This window comes from Brytella acorum (genome assembly GCF_029309905.1).
Classification (GTDB): Bacteria; Pseudomonadota; Alphaproteobacteria; order Acetobacterales; family Acetobacteraceae; genus Brytella; species Brytella acorum.
In genome coordinates this window covers 108,129-125,634 of the sequence record NZ_JARBJP010000001.1, presented here as the reverse complement: position 1 = coordinate 125,634, position 17,506 = coordinate 108,129, and the positions used below count along the sequence as shown (strand labels likewise).

Genomic DNA, 17,506 nt, shown 5'->3' with positions numbered 1-17,506 from the left:
TAATCAGTTGCACAATGTGCCGTGATGCGCTTTGAGACAGGCTTCGGTCACGACCATGTGAGGACCGACGCACTGCCACGGAGCCACGCGGGCACGAACCCCGCGCGCCAGAAGAGAGATGAGGCCATGCTCGTCCATATCCCGAATGTCCTGACACCTGACGAACTGGCGCACTGCCGGGCGCGACTGGCGGCAACGGAGTGGGTGGACGGCAAGGTGACGGCCGGGCAGCAATCGGCCATGGCGAAAAAGAACCTTCAGATCCCCGCGGAGTCCGCCACCGCGCGCGAACTGGGCGATATCATCCTGCGCGCACTGGGCCGCAATCCGACATTCAACAGCGCGGCCCTGCCGATGCGGGTCTTTCCGCCCCTGTTCAACCGCTATGACGAAGGCATGCACTTCCGCGCGCATGTGGACAATGCGATCCGGCCCATTCCCGGAACCGGCTTTCGCATTCGCACGGATGTCTCCTCGACGCTCTTCCTGACCGATCTCGACGAGTATGATGGCGGCGAACTCATCATCGAAGACACCTACGGCACGCAGCGCGTCCGCTTCCCGGCGGGCGGGCTGGTGCTTTATCCGTCCACGAGCCTGCACAGCGTCTCGCCCGTGACGCGCGGCAGTCGCTGGGCGTCCTTCTTCTGGACGCAGTCCATGGTGCGCGACGATACGAAACGTCGGCTGCTCTACGATTTCGACTGTTCGATCATCGAGATGCGCAAGTCGCTGCCCGACGACCACTCCGCCGTGCTGGGCATCACCTCGACCTATCACAATCTGCTGCGGCAATGGGCGGAACTCTGATCAGCTCCCGCTGGAGACGTAGGACGCGACACCTTTGCGCCAGACCCAGATCATGAGGCCCAGGAAGACGAAACCCATCGCGGGCGAGACCATTCCGAAGGCGAGCGGCATGCCGAGCGGATCAGGATGCGCCAGCATGGCGAGCGCGGGATAATAGCACACGCCCGCCAGCGGCAGCCCCCATGTGAGAAAACGCCGCAGCCAGCGCGAGAACATCGTCAGCGGATACTGCCCCGCTTCGACGCCGCCATAGGTCAGCACGTTGACGACCTCCAGCCCCTCGACCGTCTTGAAGCACAGCGCCGCCTGACCGATCAGCACGCCGAGGAACATGGCGGCCCCGCCCGTGATCGCCCATGGCACCAGCCACACGGCGCTCCAGGACACATGCGGCGCGAGCCATAATCCGGCCCCGAGAACGAAGGCTCCCTGAAGGAACCGTCCGATGGGACGCAGACGCAGTTCGTGCCCGAGCAGCAGCAGAAGGGTCGGACGCGGACGCAGAAGAAGCCGGTCAAACTGACCGGTGCGGACATATTCTCCGCCGAACACCTCAAAACCGCGCCCCAGCGTCTCCGACACGGAAAAAGCCACATTCACCAGCCCGTACAGCACGGCCACGGCGCCAAGATCCCATCCGCCAATACTGCCGAAACGCTGGAAAAGGCTCCATATGCCGAAGAACCCGAGCAGGGTGGTGACGAAGTTACCCGTCATCTGGAGGAAAAACGTGCCGGGATAGCGCAGCTGGGCGACGATCGAAGCCCAGGCCATGCGCCGATAGAGCGCCAGGCCGCTGACGCTCGCGTTACGGCTTTTGGCGTTATGCACCTTGCACCTCCAGCCGATCGATGATCCGGCGCATCCATAGCCTGCCGCCAAGCGTCATCGCGACGAGCCAGAAAATCTGAACGCCGAGCGCTCCGAGGGGACCGCCGGGAAGCGACGCGCCAAGATAAAGACGGATGGGAATATCCGTGATCCCGGCGAAAGGCTGAAGGACCAGAACGATCCGCGCCCATTCCGGATAGAGCGGCAGCGGCAGGAGCATCCCCGACAGCAGGACGGCCAGCGGCGTGCCGATGGCGTAGCTTCCCAGCGGCGAGAGCGTCCGCGCCGTCATGACGTTCCACAGCATGACGATCGTTGCCGACAAAAGGGCGCCCAGCGCAAAGGACGCAGCCGCCAGCAACGCGGCTCCCGGAGAAGCCGGAGGCGCGAGACTCCATGCGCCGAGTCCGGCCAGCGCCGCGAGAGGCCCGGCCACACAGGCCAGCAGCACGGCGCGCGGCACGGCGTTGCCCAGAAGCCGGGCCAGGCTCGCCGAAAGCCACCAGTTCCACAGATCGACGGGACGGAGCAGGTCGTAGATGATCGCGCCGGTCCGCGCGGCATCGCCCACGGCAGGCAGGCAGCCGAGCGGCAGGAGCGTGAAGAGCGACTGCTGGAGCCATGTGTAGGTCATGGCCTGACGCAGCGTCAGCGGCGCACCCACGTCGGGCGCGTGGTGATAGACGGCGGCGTAGGCCATCAGCGAAATCGCTCCGAACCACATCTGGGCGACCAGTCCCGCGACCACCGCGATCCGGTAGCGCAGACCGATCTTCCATTGCAGCCCGAAGGCGGTGAGATAGGCGCGCGGCTTCACGATGCGTGATCGGCGTAAAATCGGGTGATGATTTCTTCGATCGCGGGACGTCCGATCCGCAGATCATCCAGCCCCGCCAGCGCGCCCAGATGCGCGACCAGGGCGGGTGCGGGTATCTGCCGTGGGTCGAAGGTGATCGTCACGCTTCTGCCGTCGCGTTCGGTTTCCTTGGCGCCCGGCGGCAGGTCGAACACCGGTGGCGTGCCGATGAAATCGACCTCGAGCCGTCGTTCGGACAACGTGGTCGCACGGAGCGCTTCGAACGGGCTGTCCGCGAGGATGCGCCCATGCCCGATCACGATGACGCGCTCGGCCAGCGCCTCGATATCGTGCATGTCGTGCGTCGTGAGCAGGACCGTCGTGCCCTGCTCGCGGCGCAGGTCGCGCACGAAGGCCCGCACGGCGAGCTTGGAGGGCGCATCGAGGCCGATCGTCGGCTCGTCGAGAATCAGGACTTCCGGATCGTGGATCAGCGCCGCGGCGATTTCCGCGCGCATCCGCTGCCCGAGCGAAAGCTGGCGGACCGACTGATCCATGATCGCGTGCAGGTCCAGTGCATCGGCCAGTCGGGCACGGTTACGCGCGAAACGATCCGGCTCCACGCCGTAGATATCGCGCAGAAGCGCCAGCCCCTCGCCGACCGAAAGATCCCACCAGAGCTGCGTCCGCTGGCCGAACACCACGCCGATCCGCGCCACATGCGCGATGCGGTTTTCCCAGGGGATAAGATCGCCGACGCGCACGAGGCCCGAACTGGGCCGCAGAATGCCGGACAGGATCTTGATGGCCGTCGATTTTCCCGCGCCGTTCGGCCCGATGAACCCCGCAATCTGGCCTCTCGGAACCGCAAAGGAGATGCCGTCGAGCGCGACGATCTCACGCGTGCGTCCACGCCAGCTTCCGCCCTCACGAACGCGATAGATCTTGCGGAGGTTTTCGACTTCAATGGCGGGAGACGCAATACGCACAGGACCTCGGCGAACAGAATTTCGAAACAGTCATAGACAGACGCGGCCGCTCTATGACCGTGTATAAAACCGGTCTTCTGGAAAGATCGTCCGATTTTCACATTCCGCCACAAGGCTGGCAAGTTCACGTCGTGACATGCGGCCTGCGTGACGGCTTACTGGCGGCTGATCAGGTTCGCCCGCAAAGCCCGATATCGCAGCCTGGCCTTGTCCTCTAGCCGTTTTCAACAAACCTGGAGATGCTTCGATGAAATTCGTTCCGCGCTACATCCTTGTGGTCCTGCTCGGCGGGATGTCCGCGCCGGCCATTGCGGAGACGCCCGCGGCGCCTCACGTCTTTTTCGGTACGGTTCCTGACCCGGGAAATCTCGCTGACCCGGCCAGGGTCAAGGATCTACTCGCAAGCGGACAGATCGGCCTTTACGGGCATACCAATGGTATTTTCACCCTGGCACGCATCGGGAAAAGCAACGCGGTCGCGCAGTTATGGGAACAGAAATTTCAGGAGGTCGCTGAATTCGGCATGGGAGCGGGAGCGGCCCGAAGCAGTATGACGGTGGTCAATCCGGGCAACACCGACCAGCGGCTGGCCTACGGCACTGAACTCAGAGACGATCGGGGGCGAGCCTGGACGGTCACGCCCTCCCCGCTGTGGACGACCTTTGGCGGTATGAAAGATAATTGCGAGCAGTGGACGCAAAAGGACCAGTCCTATCTGATTCCTGCGCGCTCCCTGATGTCGTGCAATATCAGCATCGAGGCTGCTCACGATGGACCTGTCGTTCTGGCGCCCCATGCGCGACTGACCTTCGACCATTCTGTCAGTGGTCTGGAAATTCGTGACGTGCTTGGCGTTGTGAGCGGCCCTGGCGCGAAGCCTCCGCATACGGGCAGCAACGGAACGGACACCCCGGAGATCGTGAATTTCTGGACGCGCCCGGAAGCTTTCAGAAATCTTTTCCCGAACAGGGGTCACGCGGTCGGACAGGCCGATGTCAACACCCATGGATTCTATGCTGCACCGGACGTCGAAAGCTGGAAAAGCTTTGTAGACACCGGCCGAAAAAGCGGCGTGATGAATTTCGCCCCGATCACGCAAACGAGTTACGCCGCGTTTCTGGGCACGACATCCCCGTTCAACACGATCGATATCGGTCATGACAAATATCTCAGGGAAGCGGCGCTCTATGGCGGCGACATTTCGTACGACATGCCCGCCTCGTGGATCCGCATGCAAAGCGTCCCCGAGAGTTATCTCCAATGGTATGTCAACACGACGCACTGGGCTCATGCACACGGTCTGCGGGTGAGCTGGATCAACTCGCCCGTCAATCCCGCGGACGGTCGTCAGTTGCAATATTCGACGGACACACGGTGGCTTATCCAGCATCTGCGCGATGCGGATGCGCTTCCGGACCAATGGGTCGTCGAAAATTACCGGAGTGACTGCGGGGCAACGGGCGTCGGCAACGACACCACCAGAGAACCGGTCGTCACGCAATGCGGCAATCACACGGTGACCATTCCTTATTCTGAATCTCTCAATGCCATCGCGCTGATGCTGGCTCAGGAAAAGGCCTACGCGCCTTTTACCAGCTCGTTGCAGTACGAAGGTCTGCTCAGGCCGTAATCCTGCGGAAGTATCGTCTGGAAGGGTCGGTATCCAGACTGTGAATGGACACCCACATGTTTTTTTCGCAGGGTTCTCCCGCCCGTTCCCGGTGTCTCCGCCGGGTCACGCGATCAGCAGGGCAGCGGTTACGGAAGAAATAAGGACTCCCCCATGTCGTCCAACCCGGCACTCGCCTGGATGCCGGCCAACGCCACGTTGTCGCAGGCCTATGCCCTCGGTGTATCGAAAGGCCTCATCCAGCGCGACGAAGCTCAGGAAAAGGCGACGCGCGTGCTTGATCGCCTTGCTGAACGGCTGGCCGCGCGCGAAAAAGAAAACGCCAGTCTGGCCAAGGGCTTCTGGTCACGCCTGACGAAAACGAAGCCGGACCCGATCGAAGGCGTCTATCTCGTCGGCGACGTCGGGCGGGGCAAATCCATGCTTATGGACATGTTCTGCCAGCTGGTGCCCGTCGAGAAAAAACAGCGCATTCATTTCCACGCTTTCATGCAGGAAGCGCATAAGGCGCTGTTCGCGCTTCAGAAACTGCCGAAACTCGAAGACGATCCGGTCACGGCGCTCGCCAAGGATCTCTCGAAGAAATACACCCTGATCTGCTTCGACGAATTCCAGATGCATGACATGTCGGACGCGGTGGTCATCCTGCGCCTGCTCAATGCTCTCATCTCGATGGGGACGGTTTTTGTGGCCACCTCCAACACCGCGCCGGAGGATCTGCTGGCGGGTAACGTGGGCCGGACGGTCATGCTGCCGTTCATCCGCACCTTCGCAAGCCATATGCGCGTAGTCCATCTCCAGGCCGCCCGCGATTACCGCCGCGGGCGGGACGAGGACGATACGGCATGGATCGTCCCGGCGGATGACGCCGCGCGCAAACGTCTTGACGCGGTTTTTGCGGAATATGCAACCGGACCGGCTGAACCGACGGAACTGGCGGTGGGTTCGCGTCACGTGCCGATCCCGCTGGCAGCGGGCCGGATCGCACGGTTCGATTTCGACGATCTGTGCGACCGGGCTCTGGGGCCTGCGGATTATCTGGCGCTGGGAGCGAAATTTCCCGTCGTCATCATCGATGATATCCCGCTGATGGACCCGGACAGCTTCGACAAGGCGCGGCGTTTCATCACCTTGATTGACGTGTTTTACGAACAGCACACGGTTTTGTTCGCGTCGGCCGCATGTATGCCCGAACAGCTTTACAGATCCGGCGAGAACGCCCAGATTTTTGAGCGAACGGCCTCCCGTCTGGAAGAAATGCGCTCACGCACCTGGCTCGCCGCCGCGGCCTGAGCGGCGGTCGGACTGCGGGGCAAACAGGGCGGCCGCGCGTTTTTCGGATAAAGTTGGTGAAAAAACCGCCGTCCTGACAGCTTCTTCCGGATCGGGTTTTCAAAAACCGAAGTTCCTGAAAACCCGATCCGGATCATTCAGCCCGGACCATAACCCGAGGCGCGTTCCCTCAACGTCTCAGACGTCAGGCCGCGTCCTGCCCGTAGGTGCTCAGGGTGCGACGGACGGCGTCGTGCCAACCCGCCAGCAATTTCTTGCGAAGATCGCTGTCGATGCGAGGCTCGAAGACACTATCTTCCTGCCAGGTCGCCGCAACCTCATCCGTCGAACTCCACACGCCCGTCGCCAGTCCGGCCAGAAAAGCCGCACCCAGCGCCGTCGTTTCGAGATCCTTGGGACGCTGCACGGGAACCTGCAACATGTTGGCGAGAAACTGGCTGAACCAGTCATTGGCGGCCATACCACCATCAATGCGCAGGGCGCTGGCCTCGGCCGCGCCATCGTCGATCATGGCCCGGAGCAGATCGTAGGTCTGGAACGCCACGGCCTCGAGCGCAGCGCGCGCGATGTGAGCCTGGGTGGAACCCAGTGTCAGCCCGCAGATCAGGCCGCGCGCATCAGGATCCCAGTGCGGCGCGCCGAGTCCAACAAAGCCCGGGACCATGTAGACGCCATGACTGTCATCGACGCGCGTCGCCATGTCGTCCGTCTGCGACGCATGGGTGATGAGATGCAGCCCGTCGCGCAGCCATTTGATGGCCGCGCCCGCGACGAAAATGGAGCCTTCAAGCGCATAGGTCGTCTTGCCGTCGATACGAAAAGCGATGGTCGTCAGCAGACGATTGGTCGAAGCAACCGCTTTTTCGCCCGTGTTGGTCAGCATGAAGCAGCCCGTGCCGTAAGTGGACTTCACCATGCCCTTCTTGAAGCACGCCTGCCCGACGAGAGCGGCGTGCTGGTCGCCCGCCATACCGCCGATGACGATCGAACGCCCGAATACGGCCGGGTCGGTCTCGCCGAGATGGCCGCTATTGTCACAGACTTCAGGCAGCAACGCACGCGGCACGTTGAACAGCGAAAGCAGTTCGTCGTCCCACTGCTGGGTGTGGATATTGAACAGGGCCGTACGGCACGCATTGGTGATGTCCGTGCGGTGCACTTTCCCGTCAGTCAGGCGCGACAGCAGGAAACAGTCGATCGTTCCGCAGGCGAGTTCGCCTTTTTCCGCGCGTTCGCGAGCCCCTTCGACGTGATCGAGAATCCAGGCGATCTTGCTGGCCGAGAAATAGGGGTCGAGCAGCAGGCCGGTCCGCGCCCGCATGTCTTCTTCCTTGCCTTCCTTGCGCAGCTTGACGCAGAGCGCGCTGGTGCGGCGATCCTGCCAGACGATGGCGCGGTGGATCGGCTTGCCGGTCTTGCGTTCCCAGATCACGACCGTTTCGCGCTGGTTGGTGATTCCGATCCCCGCGATCCGCTCGACACCGCCCGCTTTGGCAATGGCCTCGCGGGACGTGAGGACGACGTCGCTCCAGATGTCCTCGACATCGTGCTCGACCCAGCCCGGCTGCGGGTAATGCTGGGGAAATTCACGGCGCGCCAGCGAGAGCGCCGTCGCGCTACGATCGAACACGATCGCGCGGGTGGAAGTTGTTCCCTGGTCAATTGCCAGGATGCAGTCTTTGCTAGCCATTTGAACCGATCTCCATATCGGAAGGAGAGAAAAAATTCAGCGCGCCGTGCGAACGGAAGGCGCCTGATCGTCAACAACGAGGATCGGGTCCGATCCGGCTTCAAGCGCTTCGCCATCTATCGTGAGACGGCTGTAATTCGGCATGAAGGGGCGCAGAAGGAACTGATACAGACCGCCACCGATAATGCCGCCGATGGTCGGACCGACGACCGGCACCCACCAGTAATTGCCCGGCGCCGGAAATGCCGCCGTGCCCCAGCCCGCGAAATAGGCGAACGTCCGGGGACCGAAATCACGCGCGGGGTTGATGGCCCAGCCATCGAGCAGGCCCGAGGACGCACCGATGGTTGCGACGAGAAGACCAACCATCAGCGCGCTGGAATTCGCCTGCGGCGCCATGGTGTTGTACTGGCAGGTGATCGCGAAAATCCCGAATACGAGCAATCCGGTCAGAACGATTTCGACCACGAAGGAGTGCATCGGCGTCACGGCCAGGCCCGGATGGGTGAAAAATACACCCGCGGCCCCGCCATCGACGGCGCGCGACAGATGATGCAGCCCGTTATAATGGTCGATGACGGGCGAAAAATTGAGATAGACGAGGGCCGCACCCGCGATACCGCCGATGACCTGCGCCACCATGTAGGGTGCGACTTTCTTCCACGGAAAACCTCGATAGAGAGCCAGAGCGAGTGTCACCGCCGGATTGGCATGCGTTCCGCTGACGGCGCCGGTCGCATAGATCGCGATCGTCACCCCAAGTCCCCAGACGATGGCGACGCCCCAATAGGCGTTCACATACGGATTGGGATCGTACAGGGAGATCATCGCGGCGACGCTGTCGCCGAAAGCAATGATGATGAGAACGGCGAAGAATTCGGCGATCAGTTCGCCTATGAAACGCTTGTTGTCCGACATGACCGTGTTATCCGGCTTTGAAGAAACGTGGATCAGGAAGCGCTTTCGCGCTCCTTCTCCACTGGCGCGGGATGCGCTGAAGTTTTGCGTTGATCTATGTAGCTCTGAAGACTGGCCGCCACGTCCGTGCCGACGCGCAGACCAATTTTCGAACGCCGCCAGAGAATGTCCTCGGCACTCCGAGCCCATTCATGATCGATCAGATAATCGACTTCTGCCTGCGTCAGCGTCTCGCCGAAACGCTGCCCCATCCGGGCCTCGTCCGCCTTGACGATTTCAAAAGCCCGCGTGCCGTAATTGCGCACGAGACGCCAGGCCGTATAGGTGTCGAGCCAAGGTCCCTGCACCTTGAGCTTCTCGACGAGCGAGCGGAACTGGCTGCGCTCGAAATCTCCGCCCGGCAACGGGCGGCTCGCCGTCCATTCCGGGCCCTTGAGCACGGGGAGGAACGGTGCCAGCCTTTCGATCGCGTGCTCGGCAAGCTTGCGAAACGTCGTGATCTTGCCGCCGAACACCGACAGGATCGGCGCGGCGGCGGAATCGACGTCGAGCACGTAGTCACGCGTGACCGCCGAAGCGCTGCCCGAATTGTCGTCATAGAGCGGGCGCACGCCGGCGTAGCTCCAGACGACGTCATCGGGCGAAATCGTCTTCTTGAAATAGCGGTTCACGCTCTCGCAGAGATATTTCACCTCGTCGGGCGCAATCTCCACGTGAGAGGGATCCTGCTCCCAGGGCACGTCCGTCGTGCCGATCAGCGTGAAATCGGTTTCGTAAGGAATTGCGAAAACGATGCGCTTGTCAGGGTTCTGGAAGATGTAGGACTGCGCACCGTCAAACACGCGCGGCACGACGATATGGCTGCCCTTGACGAGACGCACGCTGTTGCGGCTCTCTACATGCACCTTGTCCTTGAGCAGTTCCGCGACCCAGGGTCCCGCCGCGTTGACGATCGCCCGCGCCCGGACCTGCCGCGTCTCTCCGGTGACGGTATCGGTGAGGGTGGCGTCCCATCCTTCGGCCCCGCGTTTGGCGGCGGTCAGGCGCGTCCGGGTGAGGATCTCCGCCCCGTGGGCGCTGGCATCCATGGCGTTGAGCACCACCAGCCGACTGTCCTGCACCCAGCCATCCGAGTAAACGAAGCCAAGACGGTATTCGTCACGCAGAGGCTCGCCTACACGGTTGCTGCGCAGATTGACCTTGTTCGTCTTCGGCAGCGACATGCGGGGGCAGAGGTGGTCGTAAAGGAACAGCCCGGCACGCAGCAACCATGCGGGCCGCAGCATTTTCGAATGCGGCAGCACGAAACGCATCGGCCAGATGATGTGCGGCGCAATGGACAACAGACGCTCACGCTCGATCAGCGCCTCTCGCACAAGGCGGAACTCGTAATATTCCAGATAGCGCAGCCCGCCATGGATCAGCTTTGTACTGGCTGACGAGGTGTGACTTGCCAGGTCATCCTGCTCGACCAGCAGGACCCGCGCGCCGCGACCGGCGGCATCACGTGCGATGCCGCAACCATTCACCCCGCCGCCCACGACCAGCAGATCGTAAGGCACGGAGCGGAGATTGGCAGAGGCGGCTTCATTCATCGACGACATAAGACTCTCCCGTCATTGTTGTTCGCATACGAACATCATGACGAAAATTGCGGCCCAAAGCGAGCAGGACCGAACCAATGCGCGCAACATAACATGGATATGTTTTAATAGAAACACATAAACAGCATCAACCCGTGGTGATGTGACGGTTATATGTGAAGAGCGAAGGCGCGCGAATGAAAACGCGCAGAAGCGCGCGCCGTCACCCCGGTTTTTCAGGGATTCGCGATATGCAGAGCCACGTTTTCAGCCTTCATCCGCGCCAGGAATGCAGGCGGCGGCATCCGGTCCGTGACGAAATCGTCGATGTCGGACAGGTCGCCGACCCGTCCCATGGGATGACGGGCGAATTTCGTATTGTCGGACAGAAGAATGACACGACGCGAATTGCGGATGATCGTCCGCGCGCACATGACTTCATCCATGTCGAAATCAAGCAGCGTGCCGTCCTCGTCGATGCCGCTGATGCCGATGATGCCGAAATCGGCGCGATAGGTCTCAAGAGACTCGATCGTACTCGCCCCGACGATGCCTCCGTCATGCGGCCTCACGAAACCGCCCGCGATGATGGTCCTGAAATCCGTGCGTCCTGAAACGATGGCGGCGACATGGAGATTGTTGGTCACCACACGCAACTCCCGCCGACCGGTCAGCGCGCGCGCGAAGGATTCGGTCGTGGTGCCAATGTTGATGAAGAGGGTCGAACGATCGGGAATCAGCGAGGCCGCGACCTGCCCGATCGCATCCTTGGCATGCTGGTTGAGAACCTGGCGCTCCGTATAGGCGATATTTTCGACCGATGACGGCAGGCTCGCTCCGCCATGATGGCGCGCCAGATAACCCTGATCCGCAAGCTGGTTGACGTCGCGACGGATGGTCTGGACCGCGACGCCGATCTGCTGCGCCATGTCTTCGTTGGAAGCGTATCCGCGTTCCTGAAGATGCGCGAGAATCTGGCGATGGCGCGGCGTCGCGGGGGGCGGAAGTGCGGACATCCGCCAGTGATGACGGTCAGCGGGAGAGAAATCAATCTCCCGCTGAGGGTTGGCTGATCAACGCGCCTTGATATTGGGGCTGATCATCGTGCGGGGATCGACGAATTTGTCGAAATCCTCGCCGGAAATCGCATTCAGCTTGAGCGCGGCCTCACGCAGCGTCGTGTCATGGTCCATCGCGTAATGCGCGACCTTCGACGCCAGATCATAGCCGATCTTCGGCGCCAGAGCAGTAACCAGCATCACGGACTCAGCCACGTAACGCTCGATGCGCTTGAGGTTGGGCTTTGCGCCTTCGAGCATGAATTTGCGGAAATTATCGCAGCCGTCATGAATGAGCGTGAGGCTCTGGGTGATGTTGTGGATCATGAGCGGCTTGTAGACGTTCATCTCCAAAATCCCGCTGGCGCCCCCGAAGCCGACCGCAACGTCGTTGGCCATGATCTGGATCGCCAGCATGGACAGGGCTTCGGCCTGGGTGGGATTGACCTTGCCCGGCATGATGGACGAACCCGGCTCGTTTTCCGGCAGGTGCAGTTCGGCGAGACCGGCGCGTGGACCACATCCCAGAAGACGGATGTCATTGGCGATCTTGTAGAGCGCGTTGGCCACCGTTCGCAGGGCACCCGACAGGTGCACCAGCGCGTCGTGGCTGCCCTGCAGGGCGAATTTATTGGTCCCGCTCACGAAAGGCAACTTGGTCAGGCGGGCGATTTCCGCGGCCGCGCGTGTCGCGAAATGCGCGTCGGCATTGATGCCGGTGCCGATGGCGGTGCCGCCGAGCGCCAGCGGATACAGCCCGTCGCGGGCGGCTTCGAGACGCGCGACGTTCTCGTGGATCAGCCCGGCATAGCCGTGGAATTCCTGACCGAGCGTCATCGGCGTCGCATCCTGCATGTGCGTGCGGCCGATCTTGACGATGTCCTTCCACTCTTCCGCCTTGGCATCCAGAGCCGCCGCGAGCCTGCGCAGGGCGGGCAGCGCGAAGCGTTCGGCGCTCAGGGCGGCCGCGATATACATGCCTGTCGGGAAGGCGTCGTTCGAAGACTGCGACATGTTCACATGATCGTTCGGGTGCACCGGCTTCTTGCTGCCAAGCGGCTCACCCGCGATCTGCGACGCCCGGTTCGCGATCACTTCGTTGACGTTCATGTTGAACTGCGTGCCCGAACCCGTCATCCACACATGCAGGGGGAACATGTCCGCATGCTGACCGGCGAGAATTTCGTCCGCAGCCTGCAGGATGAGCTTGTACTGGACCTCGCCCAGACGCCCGCTCTGAAAATTGGCTTCCGCCGACGCACGCTTGATCATCGTCATGGACTCGATCATCTCGCGCGGCATCAGTTCCTTGCCGATGCTGAAATAATGCAGCGAACGCTCCGTCTGAGCCCCCCAGAGCTTGTCAGCCGGCACCTGGATTTCGCCCATCCCGTCGGTTTCGGTACGCATTTCCGTCATGTTGCTTTCCTCCGGGCGGGCGACGAAGCCTCACCCCTTCCTGTAGACCTGATATTGCGGCGTCCAGACGAAGCGATCGATGAGACGACGCAGGTCGCCATCCTCGAACGCTTCGCAAACGCCTTCCGCACGCGCCTGTCGCGCGGTCGCCTCGGCGACGGCGATCGCGACTTCGCGCATGTCCGTAAGCGGCGGCAGCAGATTGCCGTCAGGGTCGTTATTGGCCGGAGAGACCTCCGCAAGACCCTTCGCCGCCGCGATGATCATCCCGTCGGTGATGCGCGTCGCGCCACAGGCGAGAACGCCCAGACCGACACCGGGGAAGATGTAGGAGTTGTTGGTCATGTCCACACGACGTGTACGACCGTCATGCTTGACTGGTGGGAACGGGCTGCCTGTGCTCACGAGAACACGCCCGTCCGTCCATGCCACGAGATCGCGCGGCGTCGCTTCCGCATGCGAAGTCGGGTTGGACAGGGGAAGAACAATCGGCCGCTCGCAATGGGCCGCCATATCCCGAACGATTTCTTCGGTGAACATGCCGCCGACGCCACAGGCACCTACGAGGACGGTCGGGTGAACCGTGCGGACGACCTCCGCCAGATCGGCTCCCCTGCTGCCTTTCCAGTCCTCGCGCGCAAAACGACGCTGACCCGTGCTGAGTGCGGGGTTGTTCTGTTCCAGCAGGCCGTCCTTGTCGATCATATAGAAGCGCGACCGTGCCTCCGGCTCGGCGGTGCCTTCCGCGATCATCATGGCCAGGAGCAGATCGGCGATGCCGACCCCAGCCGAGCCACCGCCCAGCAGGACGATGACGTGGTCGCTGATCTTTGCCCCGCTCAGGATATTGGCCGCCAGGATCGTACCGGCGGTTACGGCCGCCGTACCCTGAATGTCATCGTTGTAAGCGCAGATTTCCGTGCGGTAGCGCTCAAGGATGGGCGCCGCGTTTTTGGCCGCGAAATCTTCCCAGTGCAGAAGAATATTCGGCCAGCGCTTTCCAACAGCGCGCACGAAATGCTCTATGAACGCGTCATATTCCGCGCCCTCGACCCGCTTGTGCTTCCAGCCAATATAATTCGAACTGGCGAGCAGTTCTTCATTGTTCGTGCCGACATCGAGCGTGATCGGGAGTGTCTGATGAGGCGCGATGCCTGCGCAGGCCGTGTAAAGCGAGAGCTTTCCGATCGGAATGCCCATGCCGCCGACACCCTGGTCTCCAAGACCAAGAACACGCTCCCCATCCGTCACAACGATCACGCGCACATCGTTCAGCGCCGGGTCGGAAAGAATCTCCTCAATCCGGTCACGCTCGGGCCATGAGAGAAACAGACCCCGTGGAGCATGCCAGATCTCAGAGAACTTGCGACAGGCCTCACCGATCGTGGGCGTGTAGACGATCGGCAGATATTGCTCGAGATCACGCTCGAGCAATGCGTAGAACAGTGTTTCATTGCTGTCCTGAATGGCACGCATGCGGATATGTCGCGCAAAAGGAGTCGCCAAGCCGTCCAGAAACGCCATGGCCGCATCGACCTGGCGGTCGAGCGTGTCGATATTGCGCGGCAGATACCCATGCAGACCGAACGCGTCACGTTCGGCTTCGGAGAACGCCAGCCCCTTGTTGAGAAGAGAGTCTGCGAGCAGAGCCCTGCCCTGTAGCAGAATGGTGCGTTCTTCCATGATGGATCTCCTTTTGAAGGGCGCGATGAGCCTGACGCCAAACTCCGGCTTCCGATGTCCGACTGATGTCAAGGCATCGTATACCGCTGTCTGGAGCGTGTTAAGCCAGGATCAGCGCACCCTTCGCCCCATCACTCCCGATCGACCTGCAGTTTCTTGATGTTGCCGATCGCCTTGGCGGGATTGAGTCCCTTCGGGCAGGTCTGCGTGCAGTTCATGATCGTACGGCATGCATACATGCTCATCGGGTCCTGGAGTGCCGCGAGACGTTCGGCCGAATGATCGTCACGGCTGTCCATGATCCAGCGATTGGCGGCGAGAAGCGTGGCCGGACCAAGATACTTGTCGCCGTTCCACCAGTAGGACGGACAGGAGGTCGTGCAGCAGAAGCAGAGGATACACTCCCACATGCCGTCGAGCTTCTCACGCTCTTCGATGCTCTGGCGACGCTCCTCGTCCGGCGGCGGCGCCGTATCGGCTTTGAGCCAGGGCTGGATCGCGTTGATCTGCGCATAGGCGCCATTGAGGTTCGGCACGAGATCCTTGACGACCGGCATGTGCGGCAACGGATAGATCTTCACCGCGCCCTGCATGCTGGCGATCGGCTTGAGACAGGCCAGCGTGTTTTCGCCGTCGATATTCATCGCGCACGACCCGCAGATGCCTTCGCGGCAGGAGCGGCGGAACGTCAGCGTCTCATCGACATGGTTCTTGATGTAGAGCAGCGCATCGAGAACCATCGGACCGACCTTTTCGAGATCGAGCTCATAGGTATCGACCGTCGGGTTCTCTTCCTCATCGGGAGACCAGCGATAGACTCTGAATTCCCGTGTCCGGGTGGCGCCTTGAGGCGCCGGATATCTCTTGCCCTCGCGAACCGTGCTGTTGGCGGGCAGGCGGAGTTCAACCATGATGACGCTCCCCAATGACCGGTCGTTCGACCTGGCGGTTGATGTTCAGTCGCTTCGTTCTCATCGGGCGCACTCAGTAAACGCGCTTCTTGGGCGGGAAAACGTCGACGTCCTTCGTCAGCGTGTAGAGATGCACCGGGCGATACTGGAGATGCACGGTTCCATCCGCATCCAGATAGGAGACGGTGTGCTTCATCCACTCCTTGTCGTCGCGATCCGGGAAATCATCATGGGCATGAGCACCGCGTGACTCGTGGCGGGCATTGGCGCTCTCGATCGTCGCCGTGGCATTGGCGAGAAGGTTTTCAAATTCGAGCGCTTCCATGAGATCGCTGTTCCAGATGAGCGAACGATCCTTGACCCCGATCTGCGGTACTTCTTTCCACAGTTCACGGATCTTGTCGCAGCCTTCCTGAAGCGACTTGGTGTTGCGGAACACCGCCGCGTGAGCCTGCATGATGCGCTGGAGACGCTCGCGCAGCTCGGCAACCGTGTATTTGCCGTTCGCGTTCCGAAGACGGTCAAAATTCGCCAGCGTCTTCTCACCCGCATCCTTGGGCAACGCTTCGATCTCGGCGTTCGGATCCACGACCTCGGCGGCGCGCCGCGCGGCGGCACGACCGAAAACGATCAGATCGAGCAGCGAGTTCGTGCCCAGGCGATTCGCGCCATGAACCGACACGCAGGCGGCCTCGCCTACGGCCATCAGCCCGGGAACGACAGCGTTGGGGTCGTCCTTGGTCGGGCGAATGACCTCACCATGAATGTTCGTCGGCACGCCGCCCATGTTGTAATGCACGGTCGGCAGGACAGGCGCGGGCTCTTTCGTGACATCCACACCCGCGAAAATGCGTGAGGTCTCGAGAATACCCGGCAGACGCTCGTGCAGAAGTTCCGGACCCAGATGTTCGAGATGCAGAAGAATATGATCCTTCTTCGGGCCACATCCGCGACCTTCGTTGATCTCGATGGTCATGGCGCGCGAAACGACGTCACGCGATGCAAGATCCTTCGCCGTGGGCGCATAGCGCTCCATGAAGCGCTCACCTTCCGAATTCGTCAGGTAACCACCTTCGCCGCGACAACCTTCGGTCAGCAGGCAACCGGCCGGATAGATACCCGTCGGGTGGAACTGGACGAATTCCATGTCCTGCGTCGGAATGCCCGCCCGCATCGCCAGACCGCCACCGTCGCCCGTGCAGGAATGGGCCGAGGTGCAGCTCAGGAACGCGCGACCGTAGCCACCCGTGGCGAGCACGACCATCTTGGCGTTGAAACGATGGATCGTGCCGTCATCCAGACACCAGGCCATCACGCCGCGACAATGACCTTTTTCATCCATGATGAGGTCAAGCGCGTAGTATTCGACGAAGAATTCGCACTGATGCTTGAGGCACTGCTGATACAGCGTATGAAGAATGGCATGGCCGGTACGGTCGGCGGCGGCGCAGGCACGCGGCACCGGCTCCTTGCCGTAATTGCTCATATGGCCGCCAAACGGGCGCTGATAGATCTTGCCGTCCTCGGTGCGCGAGAAGGGCACGCCGAAATGTTCGAGCTCGCGAACGGCGCTCGTCGCCTCGCGGCACATGAACTCGATGGCGTCCTGATCGCCCAGCCAGTCGGACCCCTTGACGGTGTCATACATATGCCACCGCCAGTTATCCTCGGCCATATTGCCCAGAGAGGCGCCAATACCGCCCTGTGCCGCCACGGTGTGGCTGCGCGTGGGGAAGACCTTGGTGACACAGGCTGTTTTCAGACCGGCCGCGCCCATGCCCAGCGTCGCACGCAGGCCGGAGCCGCCCGCACCGACAACGACCACGTCATAGGCGTGATCGACGATGCGATACTTCTTCGAAAGTGTTTCCGTATCCGTCATGACGAGGATTTTT

The 17,506-nt window shown here is 61.6% G+C and carries 15 protein-coding genes; 3 read left to right on the top strand and 12 right to left on the bottom strand.

Features of this window, described 5'->3' with window-relative positions; all coding sequences use genetic code 11:
• Positions 1-3 precede the first annotated feature (3 nt).
• On the bottom strand, positions 4-138 hold the full coding sequence (locus PWM43_RS00525; RefSeq protein WP_289840622.1) for a hypothetical protein: 135 nt from the start codon (positions 136-138) through the stop codon (positions 4-6).
• Here PWM43_RS00525 and PWM43_RS00520 point away from each other — a divergent pair.
• Complete coding sequence (locus PWM43_RS00520; protein ID WP_289840621.1) at positions 127-810, top strand: Fe2+-dependent dioxygenase; 684 nt, start codon at positions 127-129, stop codon at positions 808-810. The genes PWM43_RS00525 and PWM43_RS00520 overlap by 12 nt on opposite strands.
• Here the strand turns inward: PWM43_RS00520 and PWM43_RS00515 are convergent, their stop codons facing one another.
• From PWM43_RS00515 to PWM43_RS00505, 3 genes are read right to left on the bottom strand one after another with little or no spacing between them, the layout of a single operon-like run.
• Positions 811-1,641 (bottom strand): ABC transporter permease, encoded by an 831-nt coding sequence (locus PWM43_RS00515; protein ID WP_289840620.1) that lies wholly within the window; start codon positions 1,639-1,641, stop codon positions 811-813.
• Positions 1,634-2,458: an ABC transporter permease gene (locus PWM43_RS00510; protein ID WP_289840619.1), complete on the bottom strand. Its 825-nt coding sequence runs from the start codon at positions 2,456-2,458 to the stop codon at positions 1,634-1,636. The genes PWM43_RS00515 and PWM43_RS00510 overlap by 8 nt, the downstream gene beginning before the upstream one ends.
• Positions 2,455-3,426, bottom strand: coding sequence for an ABC transporter ATP-binding protein (locus PWM43_RS00505; protein WP_289840618.1), 972 nt, complete (start codon positions 3,424-3,426; stop codon positions 2,455-2,457). The genes PWM43_RS00510 and PWM43_RS00505 overlap by 4 nt, the downstream gene beginning before the upstream one ends.
• Positions 3,427-3,673: 247 nt before the next feature.
• On the opposite strand from PWM43_RS00505, the gene PWM43_RS00500 reads away from it, so the two are divergent.
• Together PWM43_RS00500 and zapE are read left to right on the top strand one after the other, a co-directional pair.
• Positions 3,674-5,056: a hypothetical protein gene (locus PWM43_RS00500; protein ID WP_289840617.1), complete on the top strand. Its 1,383-nt coding sequence runs from the start codon at positions 3,674-3,676 to the stop codon at positions 5,054-5,056.
• Between the two features lie 153 nt (positions 5,057-5,209).
• On the top strand, positions 5,210-6,349 hold the full coding sequence (gene zapE / locus PWM43_RS00495; RefSeq protein WP_289840616.1) for a cell division protein ZapE: 1,140 nt from the start codon (positions 5,210-5,212) through the stop codon (positions 6,347-6,349).
• 184 nt (positions 6,350-6,533) lie between these two features.
• Here the strand turns inward: zapE and glpK are convergent, their stop codons facing one another.
• The 8 genes from glpK to sdhA form a co-directional block, all read right to left on the bottom strand.
• Complete coding sequence (gene glpK / locus PWM43_RS00490; protein WP_289840615.1) at positions 6,534-8,039, bottom strand: glycerol kinase GlpK; 1,506 nt, start codon at positions 8,037-8,039, stop codon at positions 6,534-6,536.
• A gap of 36 nt (positions 8,040-8,075) precedes the next feature.
• On the bottom strand, positions 8,076-8,957 hold the full coding sequence (locus PWM43_RS00485) for an MIP/aquaporin family protein (RefSeq protein WP_289840614.1): 882 nt from the start codon (positions 8,955-8,957) through the stop codon (positions 8,076-8,078).
• 32 nt (positions 8,958-8,989) lie between these two features.
• Positions 8,990-10,561 (bottom strand): glycerol-3-phosphate dehydrogenase, encoded by a 1,572-nt coding sequence (gene glpD / locus PWM43_RS00480; RefSeq protein ID WP_289840613.1) that lies wholly within the window; start codon positions 10,559-10,561, stop codon positions 8,990-8,992.
• A 215-nt stretch (positions 10,562-10,776) separates the two neighbouring features.
• Entirely contained in the window at positions 10,777-11,556 is a 780-nt protein-coding gene (locus tag PWM43_RS00475; RefSeq protein ID WP_289840612.1) for a DeoR/GlpR family DNA-binding transcription regulator, read from the bottom strand.
• A gap of 57 nt (positions 11,557-11,613) precedes the next feature.
• A complete protein-coding gene (locus PWM43_RS00470; RefSeq protein ID WP_289840611.1) occupies positions 11,614-13,017 on the bottom strand; it encodes a class II fumarate hydratase in 1,404 nt (467 codons plus the stop codon).
• Between the two features lie 30 nt (positions 13,018-13,047).
• On the bottom strand, positions 13,048-14,700 hold the full coding sequence (locus PWM43_RS00465) for an NAD-dependent malic enzyme (protein WP_289840610.1): 1,653 nt from the start codon (positions 14,698-14,700) through the stop codon (positions 13,048-13,050).
• A 131-nt stretch (positions 14,701-14,831) separates the two neighbouring features.
• Positions 14,832-15,611, bottom strand: a complete 780-nt coding sequence (locus PWM43_RS00460; protein WP_289840609.1) for a succinate dehydrogenase iron-sulfur subunit — start codon at positions 15,609-15,611, stop codon at positions 14,832-14,834.
• A 73-nt stretch (positions 15,612-15,684) separates the two neighbouring features.
• Positions 15,685-17,493 carry a succinate dehydrogenase flavoprotein subunit gene (gene sdhA, locus PWM43_RS00455; protein WP_289840608.1) on the bottom strand — a complete coding sequence of 603 codons (1,809 nt, stop codon included), beginning with the start codon at positions 17,491-17,493 and terminating at the stop codon, positions 15,685-15,687.
• Positions 17,494-17,506 lie beyond the last annotated feature (13 nt).

What these genes read in the sequence shown, in the direction of transcription:
- sdhA (WP_289840608.1), bottom strand. Translation starts at nt 17,493, where the DNA reads ATGACGGATACGGAAACACTTTCGAAGAAGTATCGCATCGTCGATCAC.
- glpK (WP_289840615.1), bottom strand. Translation starts at nt 8,039, where the DNA reads ATGGCTAGCAAAGACTGCATCCTGGCAATTGACCAGGGAACAACTTCC.
- PWM43_RS00460 (WP_289840609.1), bottom strand. Translation starts at nt 15,611, where the DNA reads ATGGTTGAACTCCGCCTGCCCGCCAACAGCACGGTTCGCGAGGGCAAG.
- PWM43_RS00520 (WP_289840621.1), top strand. Translation starts at nt 127, where the DNA reads ATGCTCGTCCATATCCCGAATGTCCTGACACCTGACGAACTGGCGCAC.
- zapE (WP_289840616.1), top strand. Translation starts at nt 5,210, where the DNA reads ATGTCGTCCAACCCGGCACTCGCCTGGATGCCGGCCAACGCCACGTTG.
- PWM43_RS00485 (WP_289840614.1), bottom strand. Translation starts at nt 8,957, where the DNA reads ATGTCGGACAACAAGCGTTTCATAGGCGAACTGATCGCCGAATTCTTC.
- PWM43_RS00465 (WP_289840610.1), bottom strand. Translation starts at nt 14,700, where the DNA reads ATGGAAGAACGCACCATTCTGCTACAGGGCAGGGCTCTGCTCGCAGAC.
- glpD (WP_289840613.1), bottom strand. Translation starts at nt 10,561, where the DNA reads ATGTCGTCGATGAATGAAGCCGCCTCTGCCAATCTCCGCTCCGTGCCT.
- PWM43_RS00525 (WP_289840622.1), bottom strand. Translation starts at nt 138, where the DNA reads ATGGACGAGCATGGCCTCATCTCTCTTCTGGCGCGCGGGGTTCGTGCC.
- PWM43_RS00475 (WP_289840612.1), bottom strand. Translation starts at nt 11,556, where the DNA reads ATGTCCGCACTTCCGCCCCCCGCGACGCCGCGCCATCGCCAGATTCTC.
- PWM43_RS00470 (WP_289840611.1), bottom strand. Translation starts at nt 13,017, where the DNA reads ATGACGGAAATGCGTACCGAAACCGACGGGATGGGCGAAATCCAGGTG.
- PWM43_RS00500 (WP_289840617.1), top strand. Translation starts at nt 3,674, where the DNA reads ATGAAATTCGTTCCGCGCTACATCCTTGTGGTCCTGCTCGGCGGGATG.